This window comes from Pseudomonadota bacterium (assembly GCA_030860485.1).
Classification (GTDB): Bacteria; Pseudomonadota; Gammaproteobacteria; order JACCXJ01; family JACCXJ01; genus JACCXJ01.
The window spans coordinates 1-23,915 of record JALZID010000059.1; the positions used below are offsets into that span (position 1 = coordinate 1).

The 23,915-nt window shown below is 63.1% G+C and carries 25 protein-coding genes, 2 tRNA genes and 1 pseudogene; 24 read left to right on the top strand and 4 right to left on the bottom strand.

Annotated features, from left to right (window positions below):
- Nucleotides 1-126: 126 nt before the first annotated feature.
- The 12 genes and pseudogenes from M3461_03330 (at nucleotide 127) to M3461_03385 (ending at nucleotide 8,303) form a co-directional block, all read left to right on the top strand.
- On the top strand, nucleotides 127-579 hold the full coding sequence (locus M3461_03330) for a cytochrome b/b6 domain-containing protein (protein MDQ3773463.1): 453 nt from the start codon (nucleotides 127-129) through the stop codon (nucleotides 577-579).
- Nucleotides 580-643: 64 nt separating this feature from the next.
- Nucleotides 644-1,042, top strand: coding sequence for an NUDIX hydrolase (locus M3461_03335; GenBank protein ID MDQ3773464.1), 399 nt, complete (start codon nucleotides 644-646; stop codon nucleotides 1,040-1,042).
- Complete coding sequence (gene mnmA, locus M3461_03340; protein MDQ3773465.1) at nucleotides 1,039-2,220, top strand: tRNA 2-thiouridine(34) synthase MnmA; 1,182 nt, start codon at nucleotides 1,039-1,041, stop codon at nucleotides 2,218-2,220. Before M3461_03335 ends, mnmA begins: the two co-directional genes overlap by 4 nt.
- Nucleotides 2,221-2,438: 218 nt before the next feature.
- On the top strand, nucleotides 2,439-3,707 hold the full coding sequence (locus M3461_03345; GenBank protein MDQ3773466.1) for an AI-2E family transporter: 1,269 nt from the start codon (nucleotides 2,439-2,441) through the stop codon (nucleotides 3,705-3,707).
- Between the two features lie 262 nt (nucleotides 3,708-3,969).
- On the top strand, nucleotides 3,970-4,272 hold the full coding sequence (locus tag M3461_03350; GenBank protein MDQ3773467.1) for a hypothetical protein: 303 nt from the start codon (nucleotides 3,970-3,972) through the stop codon (nucleotides 4,270-4,272).
- Nucleotides 4,273-4,479: 207 nt separating this feature from the next.
- Nucleotides 4,480-4,926 (top strand): phage holin family protein, encoded by a 447-nt coding sequence (locus M3461_03355; protein ID MDQ3773468.1) that lies wholly within the window; start codon nucleotides 4,480-4,482, stop codon nucleotides 4,924-4,926.
- 131 nt (nucleotides 4,927-5,057) lie between these two features.
- On the top strand, nucleotides 5,058-5,525 hold the full coding sequence (locus tag M3461_03360) for a hypothetical protein (protein ID MDQ3773469.1): 468 nt from the start codon (nucleotides 5,058-5,060) through the stop codon (nucleotides 5,523-5,525).
- A 10-nt stretch (nucleotides 5,526-5,535) separates the two neighbouring features.
- Nucleotides 5,536-6,876: a sorbosone dehydrogenase family protein gene (locus tag M3461_03365; protein MDQ3773470.1), complete on the top strand. Its 1,341-nt coding sequence runs from the start codon at nucleotides 5,536-5,538 to the stop codon at nucleotides 6,874-6,876.
- Between the two features lie 100 nt (nucleotides 6,877-6,976).
- Nucleotides 6,977-7,102, top strand: a pseudogene (locus tag M3461_03370) (transposase).
- A 252-nt stretch (nucleotides 7,103-7,354) separates the two neighbouring features.
- Entirely contained in the window at nucleotides 7,355-7,744 is a 390-nt protein-coding gene (locus tag M3461_03375; GenBank protein ID MDQ3773471.1) for a hypothetical protein, read from the top strand.
- A gap of 1 nt (nucleotide 7,745) precedes the next feature.
- A complete protein-coding gene (locus M3461_03380; GenBank protein MDQ3773472.1) occupies nucleotides 7,746-8,003 on the top strand; it encodes a DUF5985 family protein in 258 nt (85 codons plus the stop codon).
- A gap of 9 nt (nucleotides 8,004-8,012) precedes the next feature.
- Nucleotides 8,013-8,303: a DUF5985 family protein gene (locus M3461_03385; GenBank protein MDQ3773473.1), complete on the top strand. Its 291-nt coding sequence runs from the start codon at nucleotides 8,013-8,015 to the stop codon at nucleotides 8,301-8,303.
- Between the two features lie 63 nt (nucleotides 8,304-8,366).
- Here M3461_03385 and M3461_03390 read toward each other — a convergent pair whose 3' ends face one another.
- On the bottom strand, nucleotides 8,367-9,932 hold the full coding sequence (locus M3461_03390; GenBank protein MDQ3773474.1) for a 50S ribosome-binding GTPase: 1,566 nt from the start codon (nucleotides 9,930-9,932) through the stop codon (nucleotides 8,367-8,369).
- Nucleotides 9,933-9,986: 54 nt separating this feature from the next.
- Nucleotides 9,987-11,186: a GTP-binding DUF697 domain-containing protein gene (locus M3461_03395; protein MDQ3773475.1), complete on the bottom strand. Its 1,200-nt coding sequence runs from the start codon at nucleotides 11,184-11,186 to the stop codon at nucleotides 9,987-9,989.
- Nucleotides 11,187-11,605: 419 nt separating this feature from the next.
- Between M3461_03395 and M3461_03400 the strand changes: the two genes are divergently transcribed.
- The 11 genes from M3461_03400 to M3461_03450 all read left to right on the top strand — a co-directional run bounded on the left by M3461_03400 (nucleotide 11,606) and on the right by M3461_03450 (nucleotide 21,558).
- Nucleotides 11,606-11,682: transfer RNA gene (locus tag M3461_03400), tRNA-Val, on the top strand.
- 120 nt (nucleotides 11,683-11,802) lie between these two features.
- Nucleotides 11,803-13,737, top strand: coding sequence for a threonine--tRNA ligase (gene thrS / locus M3461_03405; protein ID MDQ3773476.1), 1,935 nt, complete (start codon nucleotides 11,803-11,805; stop codon nucleotides 13,735-13,737).
- Between the two features lie 42 nt (nucleotides 13,738-13,779).
- Nucleotides 13,780-14,277: a translation initiation factor IF-3 gene (gene infC / locus M3461_03410; GenBank protein ID MDQ3773477.1), complete on the top strand. Its 498-nt coding sequence runs from the start codon at nucleotides 13,780-13,782 to the stop codon at nucleotides 14,275-14,277.
- Nucleotides 14,278-14,369: 92 nt separating this feature from the next.
- Nucleotides 14,370-14,576, top strand: coding sequence for a 50S ribosomal protein L35 (gene rpmI, locus M3461_03415; protein MDQ3773478.1), 207 nt, complete (start codon nucleotides 14,370-14,372; stop codon nucleotides 14,574-14,576).
- Between the two features lie 7 nt (nucleotides 14,577-14,583).
- A complete protein-coding gene (gene rplT, locus M3461_03420) occupies nucleotides 14,584-14,958 on the top strand; it encodes a 50S ribosomal protein L20 (GenBank protein MDQ3773479.1) in 375 nt (124 codons plus the stop codon).
- Between the two features lie 201 nt (nucleotides 14,959-15,159).
- Nucleotides 15,160-16,179 carry a phenylalanine--tRNA ligase subunit alpha gene (gene pheS, locus M3461_03425; GenBank protein ID MDQ3773480.1) on the top strand — a complete coding sequence of 340 codons (1,020 nt, stop codon included), beginning with the start codon at nucleotides 15,160-15,162 and terminating at the stop codon, nucleotides 16,177-16,179.
- Nucleotides 16,180-16,187: 8 nt separating this feature from the next.
- Nucleotides 16,188-18,605: a phenylalanine--tRNA ligase subunit beta gene (gene pheT, locus M3461_03430; GenBank protein MDQ3773481.1), complete on the top strand. Its 2,418-nt coding sequence runs from the start codon at nucleotides 16,188-16,190 to the stop codon at nucleotides 18,603-18,605.
- A 121-nt stretch (nucleotides 18,606-18,726) separates the two neighbouring features.
- Nucleotides 18,727-19,029, top strand: coding sequence for an integration host factor subunit alpha (gene ihfA / locus M3461_03435; protein MDQ3773482.1), 303 nt, complete (start codon nucleotides 18,727-18,729; stop codon nucleotides 19,027-19,029).
- Nucleotides 19,007-19,363, top strand: coding sequence for a MerR family transcriptional regulator (locus M3461_03440; protein ID MDQ3773483.1), 357 nt, complete (start codon nucleotides 19,007-19,009; stop codon nucleotides 19,361-19,363). Before ihfA ends, M3461_03440 begins: the two co-directional genes overlap by 23 nt.
- A gap of 73 nt (nucleotides 19,364-19,436) precedes the next feature.
- Nucleotides 19,437-19,513: transfer RNA gene (locus M3461_03445), tRNA-Pro, on the top strand.
- Between the two features lie 239 nt (nucleotides 19,514-19,752).
- The gene (locus M3461_03450; GenBank protein ID MDQ3773484.1) at nucleotides 19,753-21,558 is read left to right on the top strand and encodes a peroxidase; all 1,806 of its coding nucleotides are present in this window, start codon (nucleotides 19,753-19,755) and stop codon (nucleotides 21,556-21,558) included.
- 64 nt (nucleotides 21,559-21,622) lie between these two features.
- Here the strand turns inward: M3461_03450 and M3461_03455 are convergent, their stop codons facing one another.
- Together M3461_03455 and M3461_03460 are read right to left on the bottom strand one after the other, a co-directional pair.
- Nucleotides 21,623-22,231 (bottom strand): lytic transglycosylase domain-containing protein, encoded by a 609-nt coding sequence (locus tag M3461_03455; protein MDQ3773485.1) that lies wholly within the window; start codon nucleotides 22,229-22,231, stop codon nucleotides 21,623-21,625.
- 169 nt (nucleotides 22,232-22,400) lie between these two features.
- Nucleotides 22,401-23,183 (bottom strand): enoyl-ACP reductase, encoded by a 783-nt coding sequence (locus tag M3461_03460; GenBank protein MDQ3773486.1) that lies wholly within the window; start codon nucleotides 23,181-23,183, stop codon nucleotides 22,401-22,403.
- Between the two features lie 298 nt (nucleotides 23,184-23,481).
- Here M3461_03460 and M3461_03465 point away from each other — a divergent pair, with 298 nt between their 5' ends.
- Nucleotides 23,482-23,901: a mercuric transporter MerT family protein gene (locus M3461_03465; GenBank protein ID MDQ3773487.1), complete on the top strand. Its 420-nt coding sequence runs from the start codon at nucleotides 23,482-23,484 to the stop codon at nucleotides 23,899-23,901.
- The last annotated feature ends 14 nt before the right edge of the window (nucleotides 23,902-23,915 follow it).

The following is a 23,915-nucleotide window of genomic DNA, read 5'->3' on the forward strand; positions in this document are numbered from 1 at the left end:
GGATGATCCCCTCAAAAAGGCCGATCTAGATCCCTGATGCTGCTCCAAAATCGGCCTGGATAGTGAAATCCCTTGTAACATGCCGCGGCAGTATAGGCTTTCACCACAATTTTTAGAGGCTCCCATATGAAGGACCTGCCGAAAGGGTCGGATCGGAGCGCCTATTTTGCCTTGCACAAGTCGGTCGGGCTCACGGTATTTTTGCTCGCCGCGCTCAGGCTCGTATGGCGCGCGACCCACCCCCGCCGCCGCCGTTACCGGCGTCGATGGCCCGGTGGCAAAACGTCTTGGCGCGTGGCAATCACGGGCTCCTGTACGCGCTCATCTTCCTGCAGCCGGTCTCGGGGTATCTATCGCCTTCCTTCAGTGGCTATCGCACTAGCTTCTTCGGGTTTCCCCCTGCCGCAATGGGGTTGGAAGGAGCCGTTCCTGAACGAGCTTTTCACCGATATCCACGAGGCCAGCGCCATCACGCTCGCGGTCCTGGTCGGGGTGCACGTGCTGGCGGCCGTGGCCCATGCCGTGAGACCGGGCGACCATCTGTTCCGTCGCATGTTGCCTCGGAGCCTGGTTCCGTAGCGTGGCCGAGCCCGTCATTCGCGTCAGCGTGGCGGCCATCGCCGAGCGCGCCCGCAGCTTCCTGATGGTAGAGGAGGCCATTGAGGCGGGTCGGCGGGTGTTCAACCAGCCGGCCGGGCACCTGGAGCCGGGCGAGACGCTCGTGGAGGGCGTGCGCCGAGAGGTGCTGGAGGAGACGGCCTATCGGTTCGAGCCCGCGGGGCTCGTGGGGTTGTACCTGTACCGGAACCCAGGGAGCCACATCACCTACCTGCGGGTGTGTTTCCATGGCGCCTGTGTCGCGCACGACCCGGCCCGACCGCTCGATGCGGAGATCGTGCGGGCGGTGTGGCTCACGCGCGCGGAGCTCGTGGGACGGAGCGACCGCCTGCGCACTCCCTTGGTCCTACGCTGTCTTGACGATTACCTGGCCGGCCGGCGCTTTCCGCTCGCGGTCATCGCGGACCTCGCGGGCCTGCCGTGATCCCGTCGCGCGAGCCCGGTCCGGCCGCGGCCGTCACCGTGGGGCTGTCGGGCGGCGTGGACTCGGCGGTCGCGGCGCTGCTCTTGAAGCGCCAGGGCTACGAGGTCTCCGGCGTCTTCATGAAGAACTGGGAAGACGACGACAGCGAGGACTACTGCCCCGCGCGGGCCGATCTCATCGACGCCGTGGCGGTGGCCGAGCGCATCGGGATCGAGGTGGATGTCGTAAACTTCACCGCCGAGTACCGCGAGCGCGTCTTCGCGAGCTTTCTCATGGACGTGGGTGAGGGCCGTACGCCAAACCCCGATGTCGTGTGCAACCGCGAGGTCAAGTTCAAGCTGTTCCTGGACCACGCACTCGCCCGCGGCGCCGAGCGCATCGTCACGGGCCATTATGCGCGGATCGCGCGGCAGGGCGGCCGTTATCGCCTGCTCAAGGGCGTGGATCGCGACAAGGACCAGAGCTACTTCCTCTATACGCTCGGTCAGGCAGAGCTCGGCCGCGGGCTGTTCCCGCTCGGCGGGCTCACCAAGCCCGAGGTGCGGCGTCTGGCGCGCGAGGCGTGTCTGTCCGTGCACGACAAACGCGACAGCACCGGGATCTGCTTCATCGGCGAGCGTCCCTTTCAGGCGTTCCTCGCCCGCTATCTCGCGCCCCGGCCGGGAGAGATCCGGACCGTGGCAGGCGAGACCGTGGGCGAGCACCCCGGTGTCTTCTATTTCACCCTCGGCCAGCGCGCCGGGCTTCGCATCGGGGGGGTCGCCGGTGCCGCGGAATCACCGTGGTATGTGGTGGCCAAGGATCTCGACAACGACGTCCTGGTCGTGGCCCAGGGGCATGACCATCCTCTCCTCATGAGCCGTGCCCTCACGGCGACGGAGCTGTCCTGGGTCGGCGGGACGACCCCCGCGCTGCCCTGCGCGTGCAGCGCCAAGACGCGCTACCGGCAGCCGGACCAGGCCTGTGCCATCGTGGCCCTGGAGGCGGGCCGGGCGCGGGTGGTGTTCGAAGAGCCCCAGCGCGCCGTCACGCCCGGTCAGGCGGTGGTGCTTTATCAGGGCGAGGAGTGCCTCGGCGGGGGGACCATCGCGTCTACGGAGCGCCTCGCGCCCAGTGCATTGAACCGGGCGGATGGGTCGCGGCACGATCGCCGGCACTCGAGCGCCTGCAAGGACTGAGAGGTTGTGAAAAAACCTACTGCGCTCGGGATCTCGCGTTCCGGCGGTGCTCGGAATCCTCATGTATTTCAACATACACTCCGGTTCCTGCGCTCCGGCGGAACGCGATCTCCCTTCGCTCGCGACGGTTTTTTCACAACCTCTGAGAGGAAAATCAGCCCAACATCCAAGGATGCACACCTCTCCACCCTTGCAAGGCCCCACACCCGCTACCCGCCATGAATCGCATGGCGGCCTTGCGGAACTTCATTGAAGTTCTTATCCTTAACGACAAAGTCCCTTCGGAGATACCTCTAGTTTGTAATTCTTACCGATTCGGACCGTCTACCGCAAGCGCCACCGATTTTAACCTGATGTCTTCTGACCAAGTTGTAAGCGCGCGTGCTTTTTTCTGGCTCGCGCTTGCCGTGGTCATTGCCGTTCTCATTTACCTCTTGAGCCCAATCCTGACGCCGTTTTTATTAGCTGCGATCCTGGCTTACATGGGCGACCCGCTGGTGGATCGGCTGGAAGCCAAACAACTTCCTCGCACACTCGGTGTCTTGATAGTCATGTTCTTGCTGATCGGATTTATGATCTTGATCCTGGTCATTCTGGTGCCTTTGTTCGAACAGCAGGCGGCAACATTGATGCAACGTTATCCGCAACATCTGGAAGCGCTAAGCTCTTACGTAACACCCTGGTTGGATCGTTTCGGCATTGATTTCGAGCTGGATATCCAGGGAATCAAACAGGCGCTGATGGAGAATCTTCCCGCCGCCAAAAGTTTCGCGGCCAAGCTGATACCTAGTTTGACAACCGGCGGTCTCGCATTAGTCGAATTCGTGATCAATCTGGTGCTCGTGCCGGTGGTGTTGTTTTACGTATTGCGCGACTGGGACCGCATGATTACGCATATCGGCGAAACGATTCCAATACGCGCTCGAGACGAAACCATTGCCATGACTCGCGACGTCGATAAAGTCCTGGGACAATTTTTACGCGGCCAATCGTCGGTCATGCTGTTGCAAAGTGTTTTTTACGTCACGGGCCTTTGGCTCGTCGGTCTGGACTTTGCGCTGCCGATCGGCATCCTGGCGGGGCTGCTCTGCTTTGTTCCTTATCTCGGCGCCATCGTAGGGTTCGTGCTCGCCACGCTCGCCGGATTGATTCAATTCCAAAGTTTCGGAGGATTGATCCCCGTGTGGATCGTTTTCTTCCTCGGGCAATTACTGGAAGGAATGGTCGTCACACCTTGGTTGGTGGGAGACCGCATCGGGCTGCATCCGGTATTGGTGATTTTTGCGCTGCTCGCTTTCGGCCAGTTGTTCGGGTTTTTCGGCGTGCTGCTGGCGCTGCCCGCGAGCGCGGCGCTCGTGGTTGGGTTCAAGTATTTGCACCAGAAATACACCGACAGCGCACTATACAGCGAACCGAAAGAAAGTCTCGTCATTGTTCCCTCTCAAGAACCGGAAGGGACGGAAAGAGTCGAAGGGGTGAACGAGTGAAAGGCGTGAAGGGTGAGAGTGGAACAGTCGATACTAGAGTTGGCGCGCACCGACGAGGGAGTCTCGCCGAGAGTCAGGCTCAAACCACAGGTAGATAGACAGTACCGGAAAGGGGTTCCTCATCGATACGGGTCAGGAATCAGTCGAGAAACGGCATTGATTTTGATATTCTGATGCAACTGAACGAAGGCGTCACCGGACGCCCATCTCACGACCCCTACAACGATGGCGTTCAAACACCATCACTTTACGGAGAAAGACAATGGCAGCAAAAAAGGCAAGCAAAGAAGCATCGGCACGCAAGCAGTCCGCGAGTAAGAAAGGCGGTACTAAGAAGCGCAGCCCTAAAAAGGATTCAGTCGTTAAGACGGAAATGAAGAAGACGGCGGTCAAAGTGCTGGCCGGAGCGGCTGCGGGCGCAGTTCGCGCGATCATAGGGCCGCTCGAAGAGGCTGCGGGTAAGAGCGAAGAGGCTGCGGGTACGGGCGAAAGGGCTGCGGATCTCGATAAGCAAGGCGGAAACAAAGGCGGGAGGCCTACCAGAAAATCTGGATCTAGCAATTAAGCCTCCAGTAGTGACTCATGATGGGGTGAGGAACCCCATCGTTGGAACTTCGCGGCGGTTCACGCATGATTACCTTCGTGAATTCAAGACCCCGTCGAATGATTATGCCCTGACCCATCGGGTCGGGCTGACGATAAAACGAGACGGACCCGTTACACTTCTTTGGCTCAGGGCCAATCGTCGAATCCCATAAAGGAGGCACAAGGCATGGGTGATACTAAAAAGAGCGTAACCGGTGCGAACGCGGATGCGGGCGACGAAAGCTTGCCCTCGCTGATTGGTCGCCTGGGCGAAGATATAGTCACTCTACTGGAGACCAAACTCGGCCTGCTGCAGCTCGAGATCAAAGAAGACGTAAACGCGTATCTGCGCGGGCTCGTCTCTATCGGCGTGGGGGGTATAATCGCAGTCGTCGGGTTCTCGCTGCTGAACATGGCTATAGCCTTCCTGGTTTCCGCGCTATTTGAAGAGACTCTGCTCATCCAGCCGGTCAAGTACGCGCTCGGCTTTATTATTGTGGGCGTGATCTATTTGATCATCGGGGCAGCTGTCATGATAAGAGCTAAAGATCGATTGGCGAAACAGAACCTCGCGCCCGAAAGGAGCATCAAGCAGCTCGAAAAGGACAAGCAGTGGTTGAAGCGAGAGTCATAAACCGACTCAGCCTGTTAGTGACAAGCGAGTTAGGGGGAAGGCCAGTGGTTAAAGAAAGAGACTTACAAGGCGCCCGGGCACTACGAACAGGCGGGAGGAGAGAGCCTGGCAAAGCGCAACTCCAACGCCAAATGGAGGAGGCGCGCGAGTCTATTTCACAGACCGTCGAGGAAATCAAGGACACTGTCGAAGACCAGTACGAATCAGTAAAGGAGGCTGTCAGCGGGGTGCTCGACTACCGGGAACAGTTTCAAAAGGACCCTATTGTCTGGAGCGTGGGCGCGCTGTCAGCCGGCTTCGCTCTAGGCTACACTCTCGGCTACGCACACAAGAATACGAAGCCCGCCGGGCGCAAACGCTCTGAGGTAGCCGCCTTTGCTGACACCCTCGTTGACGAACTCTCCACGGTGGGCAACAGCCTCGTCATGCCCTCGCTCAACGCGAAGATCAAGCAGTTGTTCGGCTTTGACCTCTCCGACATGTTAGAGGAGATCGGCGGCGCTAAAAAGACACGCGGCAGGAAGAAGTCATCCAGGAAAGGCGGCGCGAAGAAAGAGTCGCAAGGCGCACGAAGAAGCGTTCCTACTGTAAGGCGTTAGGGGATACCTGATGCGCTACGCTATCACTCTCCCTGTGCTCGCCAGCTTTTCGCTGCTGGGTCTTGCCGCCTGTGGAGAACGCGCGACATTGCCGGTGCGGGCTGGTACCGGCCCGCAGCCGACGTTGCCGGCGGCGAATCCCACGCTGATCCCCACCGTCAACATCGCTCCGGCGAAGGGATGGCCCGCCGGTACGACCCCGACCGCCGCCGCCGGCCTTACCGTGAGCGCTTTCGCAAACGGGCTGGATCACCCGCGCTGGCTCTATGTGCTTCCCAACGGCGATGTGCTCGTCGCCGAAACAAACGCCGTGCCCGGGCCCGAGGACGGGGCAGGCATTAAGGGCTGGGTTATGAATCGATTCTTGGAGCGCGCGGGTGCGGGCGTTCCAAGCGCCAACCGCATCAGGTTGCTGCGCGACGCCGACGGGGACGGCATGGCGGAAACGCGAAGCGCCTTTCTGCAAGGGCTGAATTCGCCCTTCGGCATGACGCTCGTCGGCGGCAGCCTCTATGTCGCCAATACCGATGCGATCGTGCGCTTCCCGTATCGCGGCGGGGAAACGGAGATCACCGCCCCGGGAGTAAAGATCGTCGATCTGCCCGCAGGCCCACCCAACCATCACTGGACCAAGAATGTCATCGCAAGCCGCGATGGTTCCCGCCTTTATGCGACGGTCGGCTCGAACAGCAATGTGGCCGAGAACGGGTTGGAAAAGGAGGTCAACCGCGCCGCAATTCTCGAAGTCGATCCTGCCACAGGCGGCTCGCGGGTCTTCGCCTCGGGCTTACGCAACCCGAACGGTCTTGCTTGGCAGCCCCGGAGTGGGGCGCTCTGGACCACGGTCAATGAACGCGATGAGATGGGCAGTGACCTCGTCCCCGACTACATGACGTCGGTGAAGGACGGCGGCTTCTACGGGTGGCCTTACAGCTACTACGGCCAGCATGTCGACAAGCGGGTGAAGCCTCCGCGGCCGGATCTGGTCGCGAATGCGATTGTGCCCGACTATGCCCTCGGCCCGCACACCGCCTGTCTCGGGCTTGCCTTCTACGAGGGAAATCTCTTGCCGGCGCGGTATGCGGGCGGGGCGTTCGTCGGTCAGCACGGCTCATGGAACCGCAAGCCGCGGAGCGGTTACAAGGTGATTTTTGTGCCATTCGTCGATGGTCGACCAGCCGGCACGCCCGAGGATGTGCTGACCGGCTTTGTCAATGCGGACGGGGAGGCGCTGGGTCGTCCGGTTGGCGTGGTGGTCGACCGAGCGAGCGCGCTGCTGGTCGCCGACGACGTTGGCAACATCGTGTGGAGGGTAACGCCCGCCGAAAAAGAGGCGGCCGTCCAACGCTGATTTGTCGAACACGGTAACGGCTTCGAAGCATGTTGAGGTATCGAAGGAAGGAATTCAGGCAGTGGGCGTTGGGTTGACCATATTGGGCTGTTGATTTAACCTGGATTATATCCACCAGAACCCGGTCAAATGCGGCTATGTCGACCAGCCGGAGCATTGGCGCTACTCCAACGCCCGGAATTATGTGGGGCAGGAAGGCTTGAACGAGGTGATGCGGGTCTGGTGATGGAGACGTGAAGCGGGAGCTTCACGGACACGGTTCCCAATCCGGAGCTTGGGAACCAGCAGAACAATGAGGTGCCAGAGCGTCCATTGGCGCTCCTGCCCTCTGGCTCGGCATTTGCCAAGGCCGTTTGATCGAACACCGATCTATGACCCTAGCGCGCCGCGTCTCACGCCAAACTGCACCACTACCCGCGCAATGTGTCCGTTGCTCAAACGAAAAAATTGGCGACAATGTGACCCGTAGAGCTCAGGCATGGATGAGGCGCTGATTCCAAACGACATGCTGGACTTTCTCCTCCGGCATATCGATTCCATCGCGCAGTTGGAAGCACTGCTGCTCCTGCGCGCCGATCCGGCGTGTGCCTGGAGTGCAGAGACGCTCGCCAAACGGCTGTACATCACCACTCAGGAAGCGGCAGTGGTATTGGAACGTTTAGCCGCGGACAGTTTTTTAGCCGCCGCGCCGGACGCGCTCGGTGACTATCAGTATCACCCGGCCTCAGGCGAGCTTGCCACCATGATCGACCGGGTTGCCGCGCTCTACGCGGAATATCTCATTCCGGTGACTCACCTGATCCACGCCAAGCCCCGGACCCGGGTCCAAGAGTTTGCCGACGCCTTCAAGCTGCGCAAGGGCGACTGATATGGCTACCGTCATCTATACGTTATGCGCGATCACCGCGCTGTTATGCGCCGTCCTGTTGCTCCAGGCCTACCGCCGCAGCCGCTATCCGTTCCTGCTCTGGAGCGGCCTGTGTTTCGTGGGACTGACCGCCAACAACGCCCTGGTGGTCGTCGATAAACTGATCGTTCCGGGCAGTGATTTATCGACGTGGCGTCTGGGGATCGGTCTGCTGGCTATGTTGGTGCTTTTGTACGGATTGATTTGGAAAGTGGACTGAGGTGCGGCTATGAATGCGGTTATCCTGGGCGCCATTGCTATGGCTTCGCTTGTTGCGGCGATGTTCTTTCTCCGTTTCTGGAAGAACACCCGCGACCGGTTCTTTCTCTTCTTCGCCATTTCCTTCTTTGTGGAGGCATTGAATCGCGTCGCCCTCGGCTTAACCGCCGTGTCCAAGGAACAGGAACCGTTCTTTTACCTGGTACGGCTGTGCGCCTTTGTGCTGATTATCGTGGCCATTGTGGACAAAAACCGCGCCGGGAATCTCCCCGCGAAATCGACGCGGCCCTCTGCGCGGTAGGGGCTTGACGGCTCAACTTTCTTGACACAGAGCGTTCCAGTACATTGTACCAAGCGGTGGTAATCAGTCAGGCGAACGCCCTTTTACCTCATCGCTCAACCTCGCGATAGTCTCCGCCGCCATGCGCGCACCGGCAGCGAGGAGGATACGGCCGGCCTTCCAGGCCTGTTCGCGCAGGCGGTTCCAATGATCCTCCCGCTTGAGCTCCCGCAGGCAGCGTAGATATTGTACCCGTTGCGAGTGATCGAGCTTGCCGAGGATCGCCGGGATCACCCCTTCTTCGATATTGTATATCTGTTCAGGCCGCGAGTTGACCGCGATCACGTCGCCCACATCGATCCCCAGGTCCTCGGCCGTTGCCTCCATGGCCGCTCGGATTGCCTGCTCCTTGGGCCGCTGGGGTTGGGCAATATTGTAGGGCGGGTCCCATTCACGCAGGGGACGGAGCTGATCGACATGGGTCAGGACGACCAGGAGCGGGGGCGCGATCAGATCGGGACGACGCTGAAACAGGACGTTGATATTATTAAGTAGCTGCCGGTCTGCGTGTCGCGCGGCGTTGGTGGCCGAGCACACGAGTAGGATCAGGTCGCTGCGCAAGAGCTCGGCCTCTGCTTCATGGAATCCCTGATCCGCCGCCGGCCCGGCATAGCCGGCGCTATCGAGGACGATCATGCGCCTCGCTTCATCGCGCTCCAATACGTAGGGGATGATCCCGGAGGTCAGGGGTAGCACATCGGTCATGGCCCGAAGCTCACCGAAGAGGGCATTAATGAGACTGGATTTACCGGCTTTGACCTGGCCCAGCACGAGCAGCCGCAATGGTTCCTCGGCGGGCGGCCGGCGCTCAAGGTCTGTGCGCGAGTATTTAGTTATATATTCAGCAGTGGGTCGATCGCTCAAGATCAAGGCCCCACTGTAGAGCTCGATCGCGTAGTAGGCGACCTTCTTCACATAGCTCTGCAATAACCAGGTCTTGATTTCATCGGCGGGGTATCTCAGAGCCTGGTGCGTGGTCAGATCGCGCAGCTCGCGCAACACGGCCGCCACGGGATTGATGGCCAGGGAACCCAGCCGGTATACGTCGTAGCACTTGCTCGTGAAGCTCGCGAGGCTGTGCCCGCGCATCAGATCGTGGATGGTCAGCATATGACTGAAGGGGATGTTATCAAGGAGTCTTCTCAGATCCTTGCTGACCAGCTCGATGATCATGAGGAGATAGGGGATCGCGATCTCGAATGGCGCATTTTTCGATTTCGGGTGATAATGTCGGGCGACGGCCGTGATCGTCTCTCGCCCCAGCTCGATGAGTCTGGCGGGGTCGTCGAGCGGGTAGTCCGCGAGCGTGAGCTTCTCCGTGATCGCGGTGGCCTTATCCCAGGCGGCGCGGTTGCGGTCTGGCCAGTGGGGGTCCGGCTGCACCTCGGGTTTGTCCGTGAGCGCGACCGTGTGCTTACGGTTCAGCCACACCAGCATCAACCAGGCGGCCCCAGCCAGGCACGCCAGTACCAGCAGCCACTCCAGGATCAGCCCCTGTTGCCATAGCCACACGAGTCCCAGCGGCAGCAGGGTGATGGCAGGCAGCACGATCACCGCAATCGCCGCCAGCCAGCGCGGCGAGAACTTCATCGATGAGGCCCGGGTGGTCATGACGGTGCAAGGCCCTGAAGAAAATAAGTAGATTCAAGACCGTAGCGCTTGCACGTAGCGCGCTAACAATTCCCGCCCGGCCCGCAATTCCTCCGCGTAGATCCGCTCGAGCACCGCCCTGTCAGGCACGTCTCCCTTCTTTATCGAGCTGAAATACCAACACAGGGTCTTGCCCAGGGCATAGGTCACGCCAGCGGTGTAGACCGAGGCGATGGCGGTCCCGTACGCCGGGATGAATTTGATCAGCTCCCTGCCGCCCCAGCGCAAGAGATAGCCCAGGCCCAGGGCGCTCGCGATCTCTGCGTAGCGCTCGTGCGTGAGCTCCTGATTATAGATAGAGGCAATGGCCTGCAGCATCTTCGCCTGCAGCGACAATACAAACGGCACGCTGACCATGGGGATCGGAATCGCCTCCAGACCTCCGGCGAGGAAGGCATAGGTCAGGATGTGGGGGTGGGCCGTTTGGGCATAGATGTCGCGGAGCTGTTCCATGTGTTCCGTGCTCTGGAACAGCGCCCGTAACCCCAAAGGCAGGGCGGCCTCGATCGCCGCCCATAGCGCGTCGAGCCCGTAATGGACTGGCGCGTAGCCGTCTTCGGGCAAGGTGAAATCTAGCGCCACAAAAGCCGCCTCGATATCAGCAAACCACTCCCGCTGCTTAAGCAGCGAGCGTGCAAGATCCTTGGGCACGGTCGGCGGCCAGGGAGTGCTGGCATAGGGATAAGGATCGAGATGCGGCGTGGCCCGGTTGGGATAGCCTTCATGCAGGGTGGTCTGAACCACGATCACCGGCCACCCTGGGTGTTCCTTCAGGATCGCCCGCAAGGCCTGTAACACCTCCTGTTGCGCGTGATCCATCGCTTTCATCACGACCATCAAGAGATGCGCCTGTTGCCCGAATAAACGCATGTCCTCGGTCGGGTCATAATCGACCTCGCCCAGCCCCCGGGTGTCCAGGAAGCGGACGAAACAGTGCGTTGTGTCAGGGAAGTCGTAGAGACGCGCGGTACGCGTGCAGGGTTGGAAGCCATTGCCGATGGCGGTATCGTCGCGACCCGTGAGCGCCCGGATCAGGGCGCTTTTGCCCGACTGGGCCTTGCCGAGCAGCCAGATCACCGGGAGCGGCAGGGTCTGTTTGACCGCGTCGAGTTTTTCCGCCAGCTTTCTCTCGCTGATCTTGGGCGTGAAGATCGCGCCAGTCAGCACATCGCGGAATGGTTGGGCTCTTGGCATTGCGGTTTCGTCGGAATGGGCCTCGATGCTCACGGTGGCACTGCGGACCCGTCTGGTTCTCAGGGCAGACCCGGCGCCGAGCGTTGTACCGCCCGGTCAGCCCGAACCGCCATGCAGAGCCACGAGAGCGCCATGGCCAGAGCGCTGCCGACTGTCCGTTCCTCGGGATCCATACGCGCCCCCATCCGCCATAGCAGGACAAGGTAGCCACTTCACGGCCATCGTGCAATCGGACGGGCAGACGCCCGCGGGCTGCACGAGCTGTTGACGGTGTCAGAGGCCGAGGCTCACCGGTGCCGGGCGTTGGGTATGTGCCTTGCCCAGGGCACTGGGCCGCCGGGGTCACCGGGCCCCTGCCATGTTGGAAAAGACTGAGGGTGGCCACGATTCGCGGTTTACGATATCCTCCGCGTTCCTTCAGGCGCGTAGCTCAGTTGGTTAGAGCACCACCTTGACATGGTGGGGGTCGTTGGTTCGAGTCCAATCGCGCCTACCAATGACTGTCCGGCAGGGCGGCAGCCCCGCCCGGAAGACCGGAGCACCGCTGCGGCGGTGCTTTTTTATTGAGGATCCGACCATAGAGCCCCTCGTACCGGCCATGGAGGATGGGTAGAACATGCCCGCCATCACCCTGCCGGACGGCAGCCGGAGACAGTATCCGGCCGCCCTTAGCGTCGCCGAAATCGCGGCTTCGATCGGGTCCGGCCTCGCGCGCGCCGCACTCGCCGGCCAGGTCGACGGCCGGCTCGTCGACACCGCGTTCCGGATCGGCCATGACGCGCACCTGCGGATCGTGACTGCTGACGAACCCGAGGGGCTCGAAATCCTGCGCCACAGCACTGCTCATCTCCTGGCCCAGGCCGTCAAGCGCCTGTTTCCGAGCGCCCAGGTCACCATCGGGCCGGTGATCGAGGACGGGTTCTACTACGACTTCGCCTTCGAGCGCGCCTTCACCCCCGAGGATGTGGCGGCCATTGAGGCAAAGATGCGGCAGTTGGCGCAAGAGGACCATGCGGTCAGCCGCGAAGTCCTGGGCCGCCCAGAGGCGATAGAATTGTTCCGCGGTATGGGGGAGCACTATAAGGCCGAGATCATCGCGTCGATCCCGGAAGGGGAGGAACTGTCGCTCTACCGGCAGGGGGATTTCGTAGACCTCTGCCGCGGGCCGCACGTCCCGAGCACCGGGCGCCTCCGGGCCTTCAAGCTCACCAAGGTGGCCGGGGCCTATTGGCGCGGCGACTCGCGCAACGCGATGCTGCAGCGGATCTACGGCACCGCCTGGCCCGACAAGAAGGCCCTGGACGACTACCTCCATCGGTTGGAACAAGCGGAGCGCCGCGACCACCGCCAGCTCGGCCGCCAGCTCGACCTCTTCCATATGCAGCCCGAGGCCCCCGGCATGGTGTTCTGGCACCCCAAGGGCTGGGTGCTCTACCAGGAGGTGCAGGGCTACATCCGCGAGCGGCTCCGGCGCCACGGCTATGAGGAGGTGCGCACCCCCGAGGTCGTGGACCGGAGCCTGTGGGAGCGCTCGGGGCACTGGGACAAGTTCCGCGAGGTCATGTTCACCACCAGCTCCGAGAATCGCGACTACGCGGTCAAGCCCATGAACTGCCCCTGTCACGTGCAGATCTTCAACCAAGGCATCAAGAGCTATCGCGACCTGCCCTTGCGCCTGGCCGAGTTCGGGTCCTGCCATCGCAACGAGCCCTCCGGGACCCTGCACGGGCTCATGCGGGTCCGGCACTTCGTCCAGGACGATGCGCACATCTTCTGCACCGAGGACCAGATCGAGTCCGAGGTCTCGGCCTTTATCGATCTCTTGTACTCGGTCTATGCGGACTTCGGCTTCGATAAGATCATCATCCGACTGTCCACACGCCCCGAGGCCCGCGTGGGCAGCGACGCGGTATGGGACAAGGCGGAGGCCGCGCTAGCGCTGGCCTTGGAACACAAGGACCTCGCCTATGCACTGCAACCCGGCGAGGGGGCGTTCTATGGGCCCAAGATCGAGTTCTCGCTCACCGACTGCATCGGGCGGGTGTGGCAGTGCGGGACCATCCAGGTGGACTTCTCGATGCCCGAGCGCCTAGGCGCCCAGTACGTGGCCGAGGACGGCGGGCGGCGCGTTCCCGTCATGCTGCACCGGGCCATCCTGGGATCGCTGGAGCGCTTCATTGGCATCCTCATCGAAGAGCACGCCGGCATCATGCCGCTGTGGCTCGCGCCGCTGCAAGTCGCGGTCCTCTGCATCACCGATGCGCATGCCGAATACGCCCGAGAGGTCGAGCGCGCGCTGCAGGGTGCCGGCATCCGCGCCGTGGCCGACTTGAGAAACGAAAAGATCGGCCTTAAGATCCGCGAGCATACGCTCTCCCGCGTGCCGTACCTGGCGATCGTGGGGGGCCGGGAGGTGGCGGACCGGAGCGTGGCCGTGCGAACGCGCGCCGGGGAGGACCAGGGGTCCATGCCCATCGCCGCGTTCGCCGAGCGCATCGAGTCGGAAATGGGGTGGCGCGCCCGCCGGCCGGTATCGTCACCAAGGTCGTAACTTGCGGAGGATCAGCACATCGCGTTAGAGAAAAAGAATCGCGTGAACCACGCGATCACGTCGCCGACGGTCCGGCTCATCGGGGCCGACGGCGGTCAGGTGGGGGTGGTCACTCTCGAAGAGGCGCTGAAGGCCGCCGAGGGCAACGACTTGGACCTGGTCGAGATCGTGCCGAACGCCGAACCGCCGGTCTGCCGGGTCATGGACTTCGGCAAGTTCATCTTCGATCAGAACAAGAAGCGCCACGTCCAGAAGAAGAAACAGAAGCAGGTCCAGGTCAAGGAGATCAAGCTGCGGCCCGGTACCGGCGAGGGGGACTACCAGATCAAGCTGCGCAACGTAGTCCGTTTCCTGGATCAGGGAGACAAGGTGAAGGTGACCTTGCGCTTTCGCGGGCGGGAGATGGCGCATCAGGACCTCGGGGCGCAGATGCTCAAGCGGGTCGAGCAGGATCTGGTGGGCAAGGCAACGGTCGAGCAGATGCCGAAGATGGAAGGGCGCCTGATGGTCATGGTGATGTCGCCCGCCAAGCGGCAATGAGTGCCCGGCGGTCCGCGAGCGCAGCAGGTGTTTTCGCGCGCTCTTAGGTTGGTCTCGCATTCGAGTGAGTCCTTTTATGGGAGTCGGATCCAGTGCCGAAATTGAAATCGAATCGTAGTGCGGCCAAGCGGTTCAAGCCCACCGTGACTGGCCGCTTCAAGCATCGCCAGTCGTTCAAGAACCACATACTGACCAAGAAGAGCAGCAAGCGTAAGCGCCAACTACGGGGGCTTTTGATGATCCACGCCGCCGATCAGAAGGCGGTGCGGCAGATGCTGCCGTATAGTCGAACGAGGTAGGGGGAAAATGGCAAGGGTAAAACGCGGTGTCACCGCGCGCGCACGACACAAGAAGGTCTTGGCGCAGGCCAAGGGATTTCGCGGCCGACGAAAGAACGTCTTTCGGATCGCGAAGGAGGCCGTCACACGCGCACAGCAGTTCGCCTACCGCGACCGGCGCCAGAGGAAGCGGCAGTTTCGAGGGCTCTGGATCACGCGCATCAATGCCGCCGCGCGCCAGTTCGGGCTGTCTTACAGCCGCTTTATGAACGGTTTGCGCATGGCCTCGGTCGACGTGGACCGCAAGGTCCTGGCCGATCTGGCCGTGACCGATCCCCCGGCCTTCGCGCGCCTCGCCGAAAAGGCCAAGGCGGCCCAAACCGAATCTAAGTACTCGAGTTGAGGCTCGTTTAGGCCGGGCGGCACACCCTGCGGCGCTCGGCAGGGGGCCGGGGAACCCGGTTCGATACCAGATTCGATAAGGGGGGTTCGATAGGGAATGGCAGGGGAAAGGCCGGCGGGCCTTTCCCCGTTTTTTTGTCCGGGTCGAGCGTGCACGCCCGGCCTCGTGGTACTGAACACTCGAAGGCGACAGCCGCAAGCGATGAACGATGTGACCCAGGTGCTCGACGAGGCACGGCAGGCCGTCGCCGAGGCGCAGAACCTCGGCGAGCTCGAGGCCACGCGCGTGCGTTGGCTCGGGAAGAAAGGGGTACTGACGCGGCTCCTCAAGCAGCTCGGTGGCCTACCTCAGAGCGAACGCCCCGAGGCCGGAGCGGCCATCAACAGCGCCAAGCTCGCGATCACGGAGGCCCTGGAGACGCGCCGCCGGGCGCTCCGGGACGCCGAAATGGAATGCGCCATCGCGTCGGAAAAACTGGACGTGACGCTCCCGGGCCGCGGCCAAGCCCTGGGTGGGCTACACCCCGTGACCCGCACCCTGGAGCGCCTGTGTTCCCTGCTCTGCCAGATCGGCTTCGAGGTCGTGGAAGGCCCGGAAGTGGAGGACGACTACCACAACTTCGAGGCCTTGAACATCCCGGCGCATCATCCCGCGCGCACCACGATGGATACGTTTTATTTCGATGCCCATACCCTTTTGCGCACCCACACCTCCCCGGTACAGATCCGGACGATGAAGAGGCGCCCACCGCCCTTGCGCATCATCGCACCGGGGCGTGTCTACCGCTGCGATTCCGATCTGACGCACACTCCCATGTTCCATCAGGTCGAGGGACTCATGGTGGACGAGGACGTGAGCTTCGCCGATCTCAAGGGCGTGCTCGAAGACCTCATGCGCAACTTCTTCGAACAGGAGGATCTGGCGTTGCGCTTCCGGCCCTCGTACTTCCCTTTTACGGAGCCCTCCGCGGAGGTGGACATCCGCTGCGTCATGTGCCGGGGCGGCGGTTGTCGGGTATGCGGCGACAGCGGCTGGCTGGAGGTCCTGGGGTGCGGGATGGTCCACCCCAGGGTCTTTGAGCACGTCAGCATCGACAGCGAGCGCTTCACGGGCTTCGCCTTCGGTCTCGGCGTAGAGCGCCTGACCATGCTGCGCTATGGGGTGAACGATCTGCGCATCTTCTTCGAGAACGATGTTCGCTTCCTCGCGCAGTTCCGCTGAGCCGACCCATGAAGTTCAGTGAGCAATGGCTGCGCGAGTGGGTCGATCCCCAGGTCCCGACGGCCGCGCTCGCGGAAGCATTGATCCTGGCCGGTCTGGAGGTGGCGGCGGTGACCCCGGTGGCAAGCCGTTTTTCTGGTGTCGAGGTGGGAGAGATCAGGACCGTCGAGACACACCTTGGGGGCCCGGGGCTCCGGGTGTGCTCGGTACTCGGTCGGGAAGGGGATGCGCATACCGTCGTCTGTGGGGCACCGAACGCGCGTCCCGGTTTGCGGGTCGCCTGGGCGCGCGCCGGCGCCACCCTGCCCGGGGGGCGCGTGATCGGCCGCGCGGCCTTCGGCGACGTGGCCTCTGCGGGAATGCTGTGCTCGGCCGACGAGCTGGGGCTCGAGGATCCAAGCGCTGGGATCCTGGAGCTACCAACCGGCAGCCCGATCGGTGCCGAGGTTTGGGATCTCCTGGGCCTGGATGACCAGGCGATCGAAGTGGACCTGACCCCCAACCGGGGTGATTGCCTGGGGCTCGCCGGCATCGCCCGCGAGATCGGGGTCTTGTTCCGCCGCCCCGTCACGCCCCCCGCGGTACGCCCCGTTGCGGCCGTCATCCCCGATGTCCTCGAGGTGCGGGTGCTCGCCCCAGCCGCCTGTCCAAGCTATGTCGGGCGCATCGTGCGAGGTCTCGACCTTCGCGCCCACACCCCGCTATGGATGCGTGAGCGGCTGCGACGGGCCGACGTCCGGTGCCTCGGCCCTATCGTGGATGTGACCAACTATGTGATGCTGGAGTGGGGGCAGCCCATGCACGCCTTTGATCTCGCGAGGCTCGGCGTCCCGATCGAGGTGCGCCATGCTCGGGAGGGGGAGCGCATCACCCTGCTTGATGGCCAGGATCTGGCACTCACGGGCGAGACCCTCGTCATCGCCGACCGCAACAGGGCGGTGGCCGTGGCCGGGATCATGGGCGGCCACGACACCGGCGTCGGCCCGAACACCACCGATGTGTTCCTGGAGTCCGCCTTCTTCGCGCCCGCTGCCGTGGCCGGCAAGGCACGCGTCTACCGCCTGCAGACCGACTCCTCCCACCGCTTCGAGCGCGGCGTGGACTTCGAGATCCAGGACCGGACCATGGAGCGCGCCACGGCCTTGCTGATCGCGATCTGCGGCGGGCGCCCCGGTCCCGTGGTCTCGAAGCGCGCCCTTGAGCACCTGCCGGCGCGCCATGCCATCACACTCCGGGCCCTCAGGATCCGCCGCTTGCTGGGGGTGGATGTGCCGGCCCAAGAGGTGGCGGAGGTGCTGTCCCGCCTCGGGATGTCCGTGGCCGCGGAGCCAGGGCCAGCCGCTTCGGAGGCGGGTATCTGGCGCGTGCGGCCGCCGTCGTTTCGCTTCGATGTCGCGATCGAGGCCGATCTCATCGAGGAGCTGGCGCGGATACGGGGTTACAAGCGCATCCCGGGCCGGTCTCCGCTCGGTGCCCTCAAGATAAACCCGAGACCCGAAAGAGCGCTGGACACCGCGCGCTTGCGCCAAGTGCTGTGCGACCGCGGTTATCAAGAGGCCATCACCTACAGCTTCGTGGATCCCGTGAACCTGGGGCGGCTGATGCCGGGGGTCGAGACGCTGCAACTCGCCAACCCTATCGCCAGCGACATGAGCGTCATGAGGCCCAGTCTGTGGCCGGGGTTGCTCGAGGCCTTGAAGGACAACCAGGACCGCCAAGCGGCGCGCGTCCGCCTCTTCGAGATCGGGCTCGTGTTCCGGCTGGCGGACGGGAAGCTGGAGCAGTGCCCCAAGATCGGCGGGGTCGCCTTTGGACCGTGTGTCCCGGAGCAGTGGTCGGAGCCACGCCGTGCGGTGGATTTCTTCGATGTGAAGAACGACGTCGAGGCCTTGCTCGCCCGGGCGGGTGCGGATGGAGGCGCGGTCGAGTTCCGTCCTCGTACCGATCCGGCCTTGCATCCCCATCAGTCCGCGGGCGTCCTGCGGGCCGGGCGCGAGGTGGGGGTGATCGGCGCCCTCCATCCCCTCACTGCCCGCGCGCTCGGCGTGCAGACCCCGGTGTGTCTCTTCGAGCTCGATCTCGGGCCCTTGTGCCGGCGCGAGCTGCCGAGCTACCGGCCGCTGTCCAGGTTCCCGCTCGTGCGGCGCGATCTCAGCCTCGTGGTGGATCGGGAGACCCCGGCCGCGGCGGTGCTCGGGTGCATCGCCGGCCAGGCCGGCGAAGTGCTGCAGGAGGCACGGCTTTTCGACCTCTATTGCGGGGAGGGCCTAGACACAGCCGAAAAAAGCATTGCCATAGGCTTGATCTTTCAAGGCATTTCTAGCACTCTTATAGATGAAGAGGTGGATGCCTTCGTGGAGCGGGTGCTGATCCGACTCCAAGACACCCTCGGCGCCCGACTCCGCGGCCAAAGAAATTCAGGCTAGTGCGCAGGGTTCCGGGTAGGCGGACGGGTGAAGGCGTTTGGGCAAACGGGTGGAACACGCGGCGGAGGGCAACTTGGTTCACGATACGGGGGCTCACGATACGGGCGGACGGGGATCGAGAATGGCGCTGACCAAGGCCTGGATAGCGGTGAGGCTGCACGAAGAGCTAGGCCTCAATAAGCGGGAGGCCAAGGACCTCGTGGAAGGGTTCTTCGAGGAGATGCGCCGTGCCCTGGAAATGGGGGAGCAGGTCAAGCTGTCGGGCTTTGGGAACTTCGATCTGCGCAGCAAGAGCCGGCGTCCGGGCCGCAACCCCAAGACCGGGGAGCCAATCCCGATCACGGCGCGAAGGGTGGTCACCTTCAGACCCGGGCAGAAGTTGAAGGCGCGGGTAGAAGCCTATGCTGGAAGCATCGAACACTAACGATCTGCCCGCGATACCGGGCAAGCGCTACTTCACCATCGGTGAGGTGAGCGATCTGTGCGCGGTCAAACCGCATGTCCTGCGCTACTGGGAACAAGAATTCCCCCAGCTCAAACCCATCAAGCGGCGTGGCAACCGACGGTATTATCAGCGCCAGGACGTGATCCTGATCCGCCAGATCCGCAGCCTCTTGTACGAACAGGGGTTCACCATCGGCGGTGCCCGCCAGCGCCTCTCCGGGGACGAGGTCAAGGCCGATTCCAGCGTGAGTCAGCAGATCATCCGACAGTTCCGCACCGAGTTGGAAGATTTGTTGGACCTCTTGCGCCGGTGATTCCCTGACCGTCGATGCCTTGCCCTCGGATACCTTTTCCGGGCGGATCTGGACTACAATAGACTATCTCACTCGGGGCGTAGCGCAGCCTGGTAGCGCACCACCTTGGGGTGGTGGTGGTCGGAGGTTCAAATCCTCTCGCCCCGACCAATCGACGACGGACATACCGGTGACCCGGCCCCAACCCGGTCTTGTCCTGATGAGAGTGTCCTACGGGACAGGTTACGTCACGGAGATACAGAACCTCGCCGCCTCACCAACCTCGGTATGAACTGACCACCGTCCCACAGCACGTCATCCAGCGCGGCAACAACCGGCAACCCACGTTGAGCAATTAGAAGTTGAGGTTGCAGTCTGACCCGGACCCGTATTTTTCATGAGGGGGCACCATGCTTGGGAAGCTCTTCGATCGCCTGTTAGGCGCTAGACCGTGGTATCGCCTGCCCGGGCTCCTGGCGGCGCTCAAGATCATCCGGATCCGCAACAAGCTGCGCGAGCGCAACCTGCACGACACGGAAGAGCCCCCTTTCGAGAAGGTCGATCCGCCGGTGGCGGACCCGAAATACCGTCAGGAACGGACACTGGATGGAGCCTACAACGACCTCGCGTATCCGAGGATGGGCAGCGCCGGGACGCGATTCGGCCGGAACTTCGCCCTGGAGCACACGCACCCGGAGACGGCCACGTTGCTGGACCCCAACCCGCGCGCGGTGAGTCAGAAGCTCATGACGCGGCATGCGTTCCAACCGGCGACCTCGCTCAATCTCATGGCCGCGAGCTGGATCCAGTTCATGGTGCACGACTGGTTCGTGCACGAACAGAGTGACAGCGAGCACATCGAGGTGCCGGGGACGCCGGGGGATCGCTCGGGCGAGCCGGGAGACTATGGCGCCATGCGCGTCCCGCGCACCCGGCCGGACCCGGCGCCGCCCGGCTCGACGCGGCCGCCCGCCTACCGGAACCTCCACCCACATTGGTGGGACGGCTCGCAGGTTTACGGCGCGAATGTCGCGACCGCTTCCAGGCTGCGGACCTTCCAGGACGGCAGGCTCCGGATCCGCGACGATGGCCTTTCGTTCGTCGATGAGGCGACCGGTATCGATATCGCCGGCGTCACCGACAACTGGTGGATCGGCCTCAGCATGTTGCACGCGCTCTTCACGCGGGAGCACAACGCGATCTGCGATCGCCTGAAATCGCTCCATCCCGGCTGGTCGGATGACGCGCTATACGCCAAGGCCAGGCTCATCAACGCGGCGCTCATGGCCAAGATCCACACGGTGGAATGGACTCCCGCGATCCTGGCGCATCCGTACGTCAAGACCGGGATGAATGTCCAGTGGTCGGGCCCGTTCGGGGAGCGCATCCAGGACCTGTTCAAGCCGCTGAACCGGAGCGATGTGCTGGGCGGGATCATCGGGTCGGAGCCGGATCACTACACGGCGCCTTACAGCATGACCGAGGAGTTCGTCTCCGTCTACCGCATGCACCCCTTGATGCCCGACGAATTCGTGTTCCGTTCGGCGGCCACGGGCGAAGCACTTGCCCGCTACTCGTTGCCCGAGGTCGCCGGCCGCAACAGCCGGCCGGTGATCGAGAGGCACTCGATGACGGACCTGTTCTACTCCTTCGGCGTGTCGCACCCGGGCGCGATCACGCTCCACAACTACCCGCGCCATCTGCAGAACCTGGAGCGCGACGGCCAGCGTATCGATCTGGCGATGGTGGACGTCTTGCGCGACCGCGAGAGAGGCGTGCCGCGCTACAACCAATTCCGCCGGCTGCTCCGGAAGGAACCCGTGACGTCCTTCGAGGAGCTGACCGACAACCCGGAGTGGCGCGAAGAGATCCGAGCGCTTTACGGTAACGATATCGAGAAGGTCGACCTCATGGTCGGCCTCTACGCCGAGCCGCTCCCCGACGGCTTCGGTTTCAGCGAGACGGCGTTCCGGGTCTTCGTGCTGATGGCCGGGCGGCGGCTGAAGAGCGACCGGTTCTTCACCTCCGACCACACCCCGGAGGTGTATACGCGCGACGGGATCGACTACATCCGCGAGAACGGCATGGCCAGCCTGCTCGGGCGACACCTCCCCTCCTTGGCCCCGGCGCTGCAAGGCGTGGACAACCCCTTCGCTCCCTGGAGGACGGTCGCGGGCACAGCCCCCTATAGTGGGCATATGAAAGGGGACGTATAAGGGGGGCACATCCCGGCGCTTCACGACCGCCTTGGCAGGCGGCGACCGCTAGACCGCGCCGTGCTCACATGGTGAGGCGGTAGCGCTTGTAGAACTCCAGTACCCGTTTGACATAGGTCTGCGTCTCTGGATACGGGGGGATCTTCTTGCCGTACCGGATCACGGCGTTCTCGCCGGCGTTGTAGGCCGCGAGCGCCAGCACCAGGTTGTTGTTGAACATCCCGAGCAGGTCGCGCAGGTAACGCGAACCCCCGTGGATGTTGGCACGCGGATCGGTGCGGTTCGAGACGCCGTAGCGTCGGGCCGTGTCCGGCATGAGCTGCATGAGCCCCACCGCCCCGGCGCGCGAGATGGCGTTGGCGTTATACGAGGACTCTGCCGTGATCACGGCGTGGAGGAGGGCGTTCGGGAGCCGGTAGGTAGTTGCCGCCTTTGCGATCAGGGCGTTGTACGCTGCCCGATATTTGGCGCCGTGGGTAAAGCTCGGTTGGCTCCAGCCTTTCCAGGTCCGAACCAGGAGCTTGTAGCCGGGCCGGTCCGGCCGATCGGTCAGGAATACCCGGCCGTGCTTGTCGACATACTTGAAGATGTCCGCCACCGCATCCGGGCCGCAGCAAAAGGCAGACGCCCCGAGGACCAGAGCGACCGTGAGATGAGCCTGTCCTTTCCCCATACCGTTACCCCATTGGAGTTGTAGGTGGTCCTTAAGGCATTTACTATACCGTCAATCGTAGGCAGCCGGAAGCCCACCGCGGGAGGCGCACGCCTCGCCTGACCAAAGGCGCGATGCACGGGACAGTCCGCCCACGCGGGGCGGAGAGCCGCACAGGCGCCCGGGGACGCTACCCTCCCGCCATGCCCACGACATTGAATCCGGCATCCACGTAGGTGATCTCCCCGGTGATGGCCGAGGCGAGATCCGAGCACAGGAAGGCCGCGACGTTTCCGACCTCGTCGATGGTAATGTTGCGCCGGAGCGGGGCGGTCTTCTCGACGTGATCGAGAAAGCGGCGAAAGCCGGTGATCCCGGCCGCCGCGAGCGTGCGGATGGGCCCGGCGGAGATCCCGTTCACTCGGATCCCTTCGGGCCCTAGGCCCTGGGCCATGTAGCGCACATTGGCCTCCAGGCTCGCCTTGGCGAGTCCCATGACGTTGTAGCTCGGCATGGCCCGGACCGCGCCGAGGTAGGTGAGCGTCAGCATCGCACCGTTGCGGCCGTGCATACTCTGGCGCGCGCCGTTGGCCAGCGCCGTGAAGCTGTAGGAACTAATCTCGTGGGCGATGCGGAAGCCCTCGCGGGTCACGGTGTCGAGATAGTTGCCTTCGAGCTGTTCGCGCGGCGCGAAGGCCACGGCATGGACGAGGATGTCGAAGTGGTCCCAGAAGTTGTCCAGGTGATCGAACACGGCCCGGATCTCGCTGTCGCTCGCGACATCGCAGGGCACGGTGACCTCCGAGTCGACCTCGGCCGCGAGCTCCTCGACGCGGCCCTTGAGCCGCTCGCCTTGATAGGTGAACGCCAACTCGGCGCCCTCGCGACGCATGGCCTTGGCGATCCCCCAAGCGATCGAGCGGTTGCTCGCGACCCCCACGATGAGGGCGCGCTTGCCCCCTAAGAACCCCATGGAACGTGCCCCCTCGGCGTTGTCATGCGCCGCCCGGCGTGCCAGGCCCAAAGTCTATCAGGCCAAGAGTCTATAACGAATGTGGCCCAGGTGGCATCACGTTCCTCAGTACCCTCTGGCCGGGAGGGTGGACCTTGTCGTGGCGCGGGTTGGAATGACGGGCCGATTCGCGACGCGAGGATGCCCGAGCGGCGCGGCGCGAAGGGCCCGATAATCCATACGCCCCTTTGCGTCGACGCGCCGCTTGACTCCGTAGTGGCTACAGGGTCTATCTTACGCCACAGGCCTCGGAGGAGGGATGATGATAGCGTCCAATAGACCTTTGGATACCCGATCGGCCGTGGCCAGTCGCGCGTCCAAGGCTCAACCGGTCGGGAAGGCGCTCGTGTCCGTCGGCAGCGTGGTCGCGGCGCTCGCGGCTTCGTCTTGTTGTGTGCTGCCGCTCTTGTTCTTCGCGCTTGGGATCAGCGGTGCGTGGATCGGAAATCTGACGGCGCTCGCGCCTTATCAACCCTACTTCGTGGTCGTCACGCTGGGCTTTCTGGCCGCCGGGTTCTTCATGGTGTACCGGAAGCCCAGGATGGTGTGCGCGCCGGGATCGTATTGCGCCAAACCCTACTCGGACCGGATCGCGAAGGCGAGCCTCTGGATCGCGACCGCGATCATCGCCGTGGCGCTCGCGTTTCCCCACCTCGCGCCATTTCTTATCAAGACCTAAGCCTGGAGACGAAT

Excerpts from the sequence above, each read along its gene's own strand:
- M3461_03330 (MDQ3773463.1), top strand. The coding sequence starts at position 127 with ATGAAGGACCTGCCGAAAGGGTCGGATCGGAGCGCCTATTTTGCCTTG.
- M3461_03335 (MDQ3773464.1), top strand. The coding sequence starts at position 644 with ATGGTAGAGGAGGCCATTGAGGCGGGTCGGCGGGTGTTCAACCAGCCG.
- M3461_03345 (MDQ3773466.1), top strand. The coding sequence starts at position 2,439 with ATGAATCGCATGGCGGCCTTGCGGAACTTCATTGAAGTTCTTATCCTT.
- M3461_03350 (MDQ3773467.1), top strand. The coding sequence starts at position 3,970 with ATGGCAGCAAAAAAGGCAAGCAAAGAAGCATCGGCACGCAAGCAGTCC.
- M3461_03355 (MDQ3773468.1), top strand. The coding sequence starts at position 4,480 with ATGGGTGATACTAAAAAGAGCGTAACCGGTGCGAACGCGGATGCGGGC.
- M3461_03360 (MDQ3773469.1), top strand. The coding sequence starts at position 5,058 with ATGGAGGAGGCGCGCGAGTCTATTTCACAGACCGTCGAGGAAATCAAG.
- M3461_03365 (MDQ3773470.1), top strand. The coding sequence starts at position 5,536 with ATGCGCTACGCTATCACTCTCCCTGTGCTCGCCAGCTTTTCGCTGCTG.
- M3461_03375 (MDQ3773471.1), top strand. The coding sequence starts at position 7,355 with ATGGATGAGGCGCTGATTCCAAACGACATGCTGGACTTTCTCCTCCGG.
- M3461_03380 (MDQ3773472.1), top strand. The coding sequence starts at position 7,746 with ATGGCTACCGTCATCTATACGTTATGCGCGATCACCGCGCTGTTATGC.
- M3461_03385 (MDQ3773473.1), top strand. The coding sequence starts at position 8,013 with ATGAATGCGGTTATCCTGGGCGCCATTGCTATGGCTTCGCTTGTTGCG.
- M3461_03390 (MDQ3773474.1), bottom strand. The coding sequence starts at position 9,932 with ATGAAGTTCTCGCCGCGCTGGCTGGCGGCGATTGCGGTGATCGTGCTG.
- M3461_03395 (MDQ3773475.1), bottom strand. The coding sequence starts at position 11,186 with ATGCCAAGAGCCCAACCATTCCGCGATGTGCTGACTGGCGCGATCTTC.
- thrS (MDQ3773476.1), top strand. The coding sequence starts at position 11,803 with ATGCCCGCCATCACCCTGCCGGACGGCAGCCGGAGACAGTATCCGGCC.
- rplT (MDQ3773479.1), top strand. The coding sequence starts at position 14,584 with ATGGCAAGGGTAAAACGCGGTGTCACCGCGCGCGCACGACACAAGAAG.
- pheS (MDQ3773480.1), top strand. The coding sequence starts at position 15,160 with ATGAACGATGTGACCCAGGTGCTCGACGAGGCACGGCAGGCCGTCGCC.
- pheT (MDQ3773481.1), top strand. The coding sequence starts at position 16,188 with ATGAAGTTCAGTGAGCAATGGCTGCGCGAGTGGGTCGATCCCCAGGTC.
- ihfA (MDQ3773482.1), top strand. The coding sequence starts at position 18,727 with ATGGCGCTGACCAAGGCCTGGATAGCGGTGAGGCTGCACGAAGAGCTA.
- M3461_03440 (MDQ3773483.1), top strand. The coding sequence starts at position 19,007 with ATGCTGGAAGCATCGAACACTAACGATCTGCCCGCGATACCGGGCAAG.
- M3461_03450 (MDQ3773484.1), top strand. The coding sequence starts at position 19,753 with ATGCTTGGGAAGCTCTTCGATCGCCTGTTAGGCGCTAGACCGTGGTAT.
- M3461_03455 (MDQ3773485.1), bottom strand. The coding sequence starts at position 22,231 with ATGGGGAAAGGACAGGCTCATCTCACGGTCGCTCTGGTCCTCGGGGCG.
- M3461_03460 (MDQ3773486.1), bottom strand. The coding sequence starts at position 23,183 with ATGGGGTTCTTAGGGGGCAAGCGCGCCCTCATCGTGGGGGTCGCGAGC.
- M3461_03465 (MDQ3773487.1), top strand. The coding sequence starts at position 23,482 with ATGATGATAGCGTCCAATAGACCTTTGGATACCCGATCGGCCGTGGCC.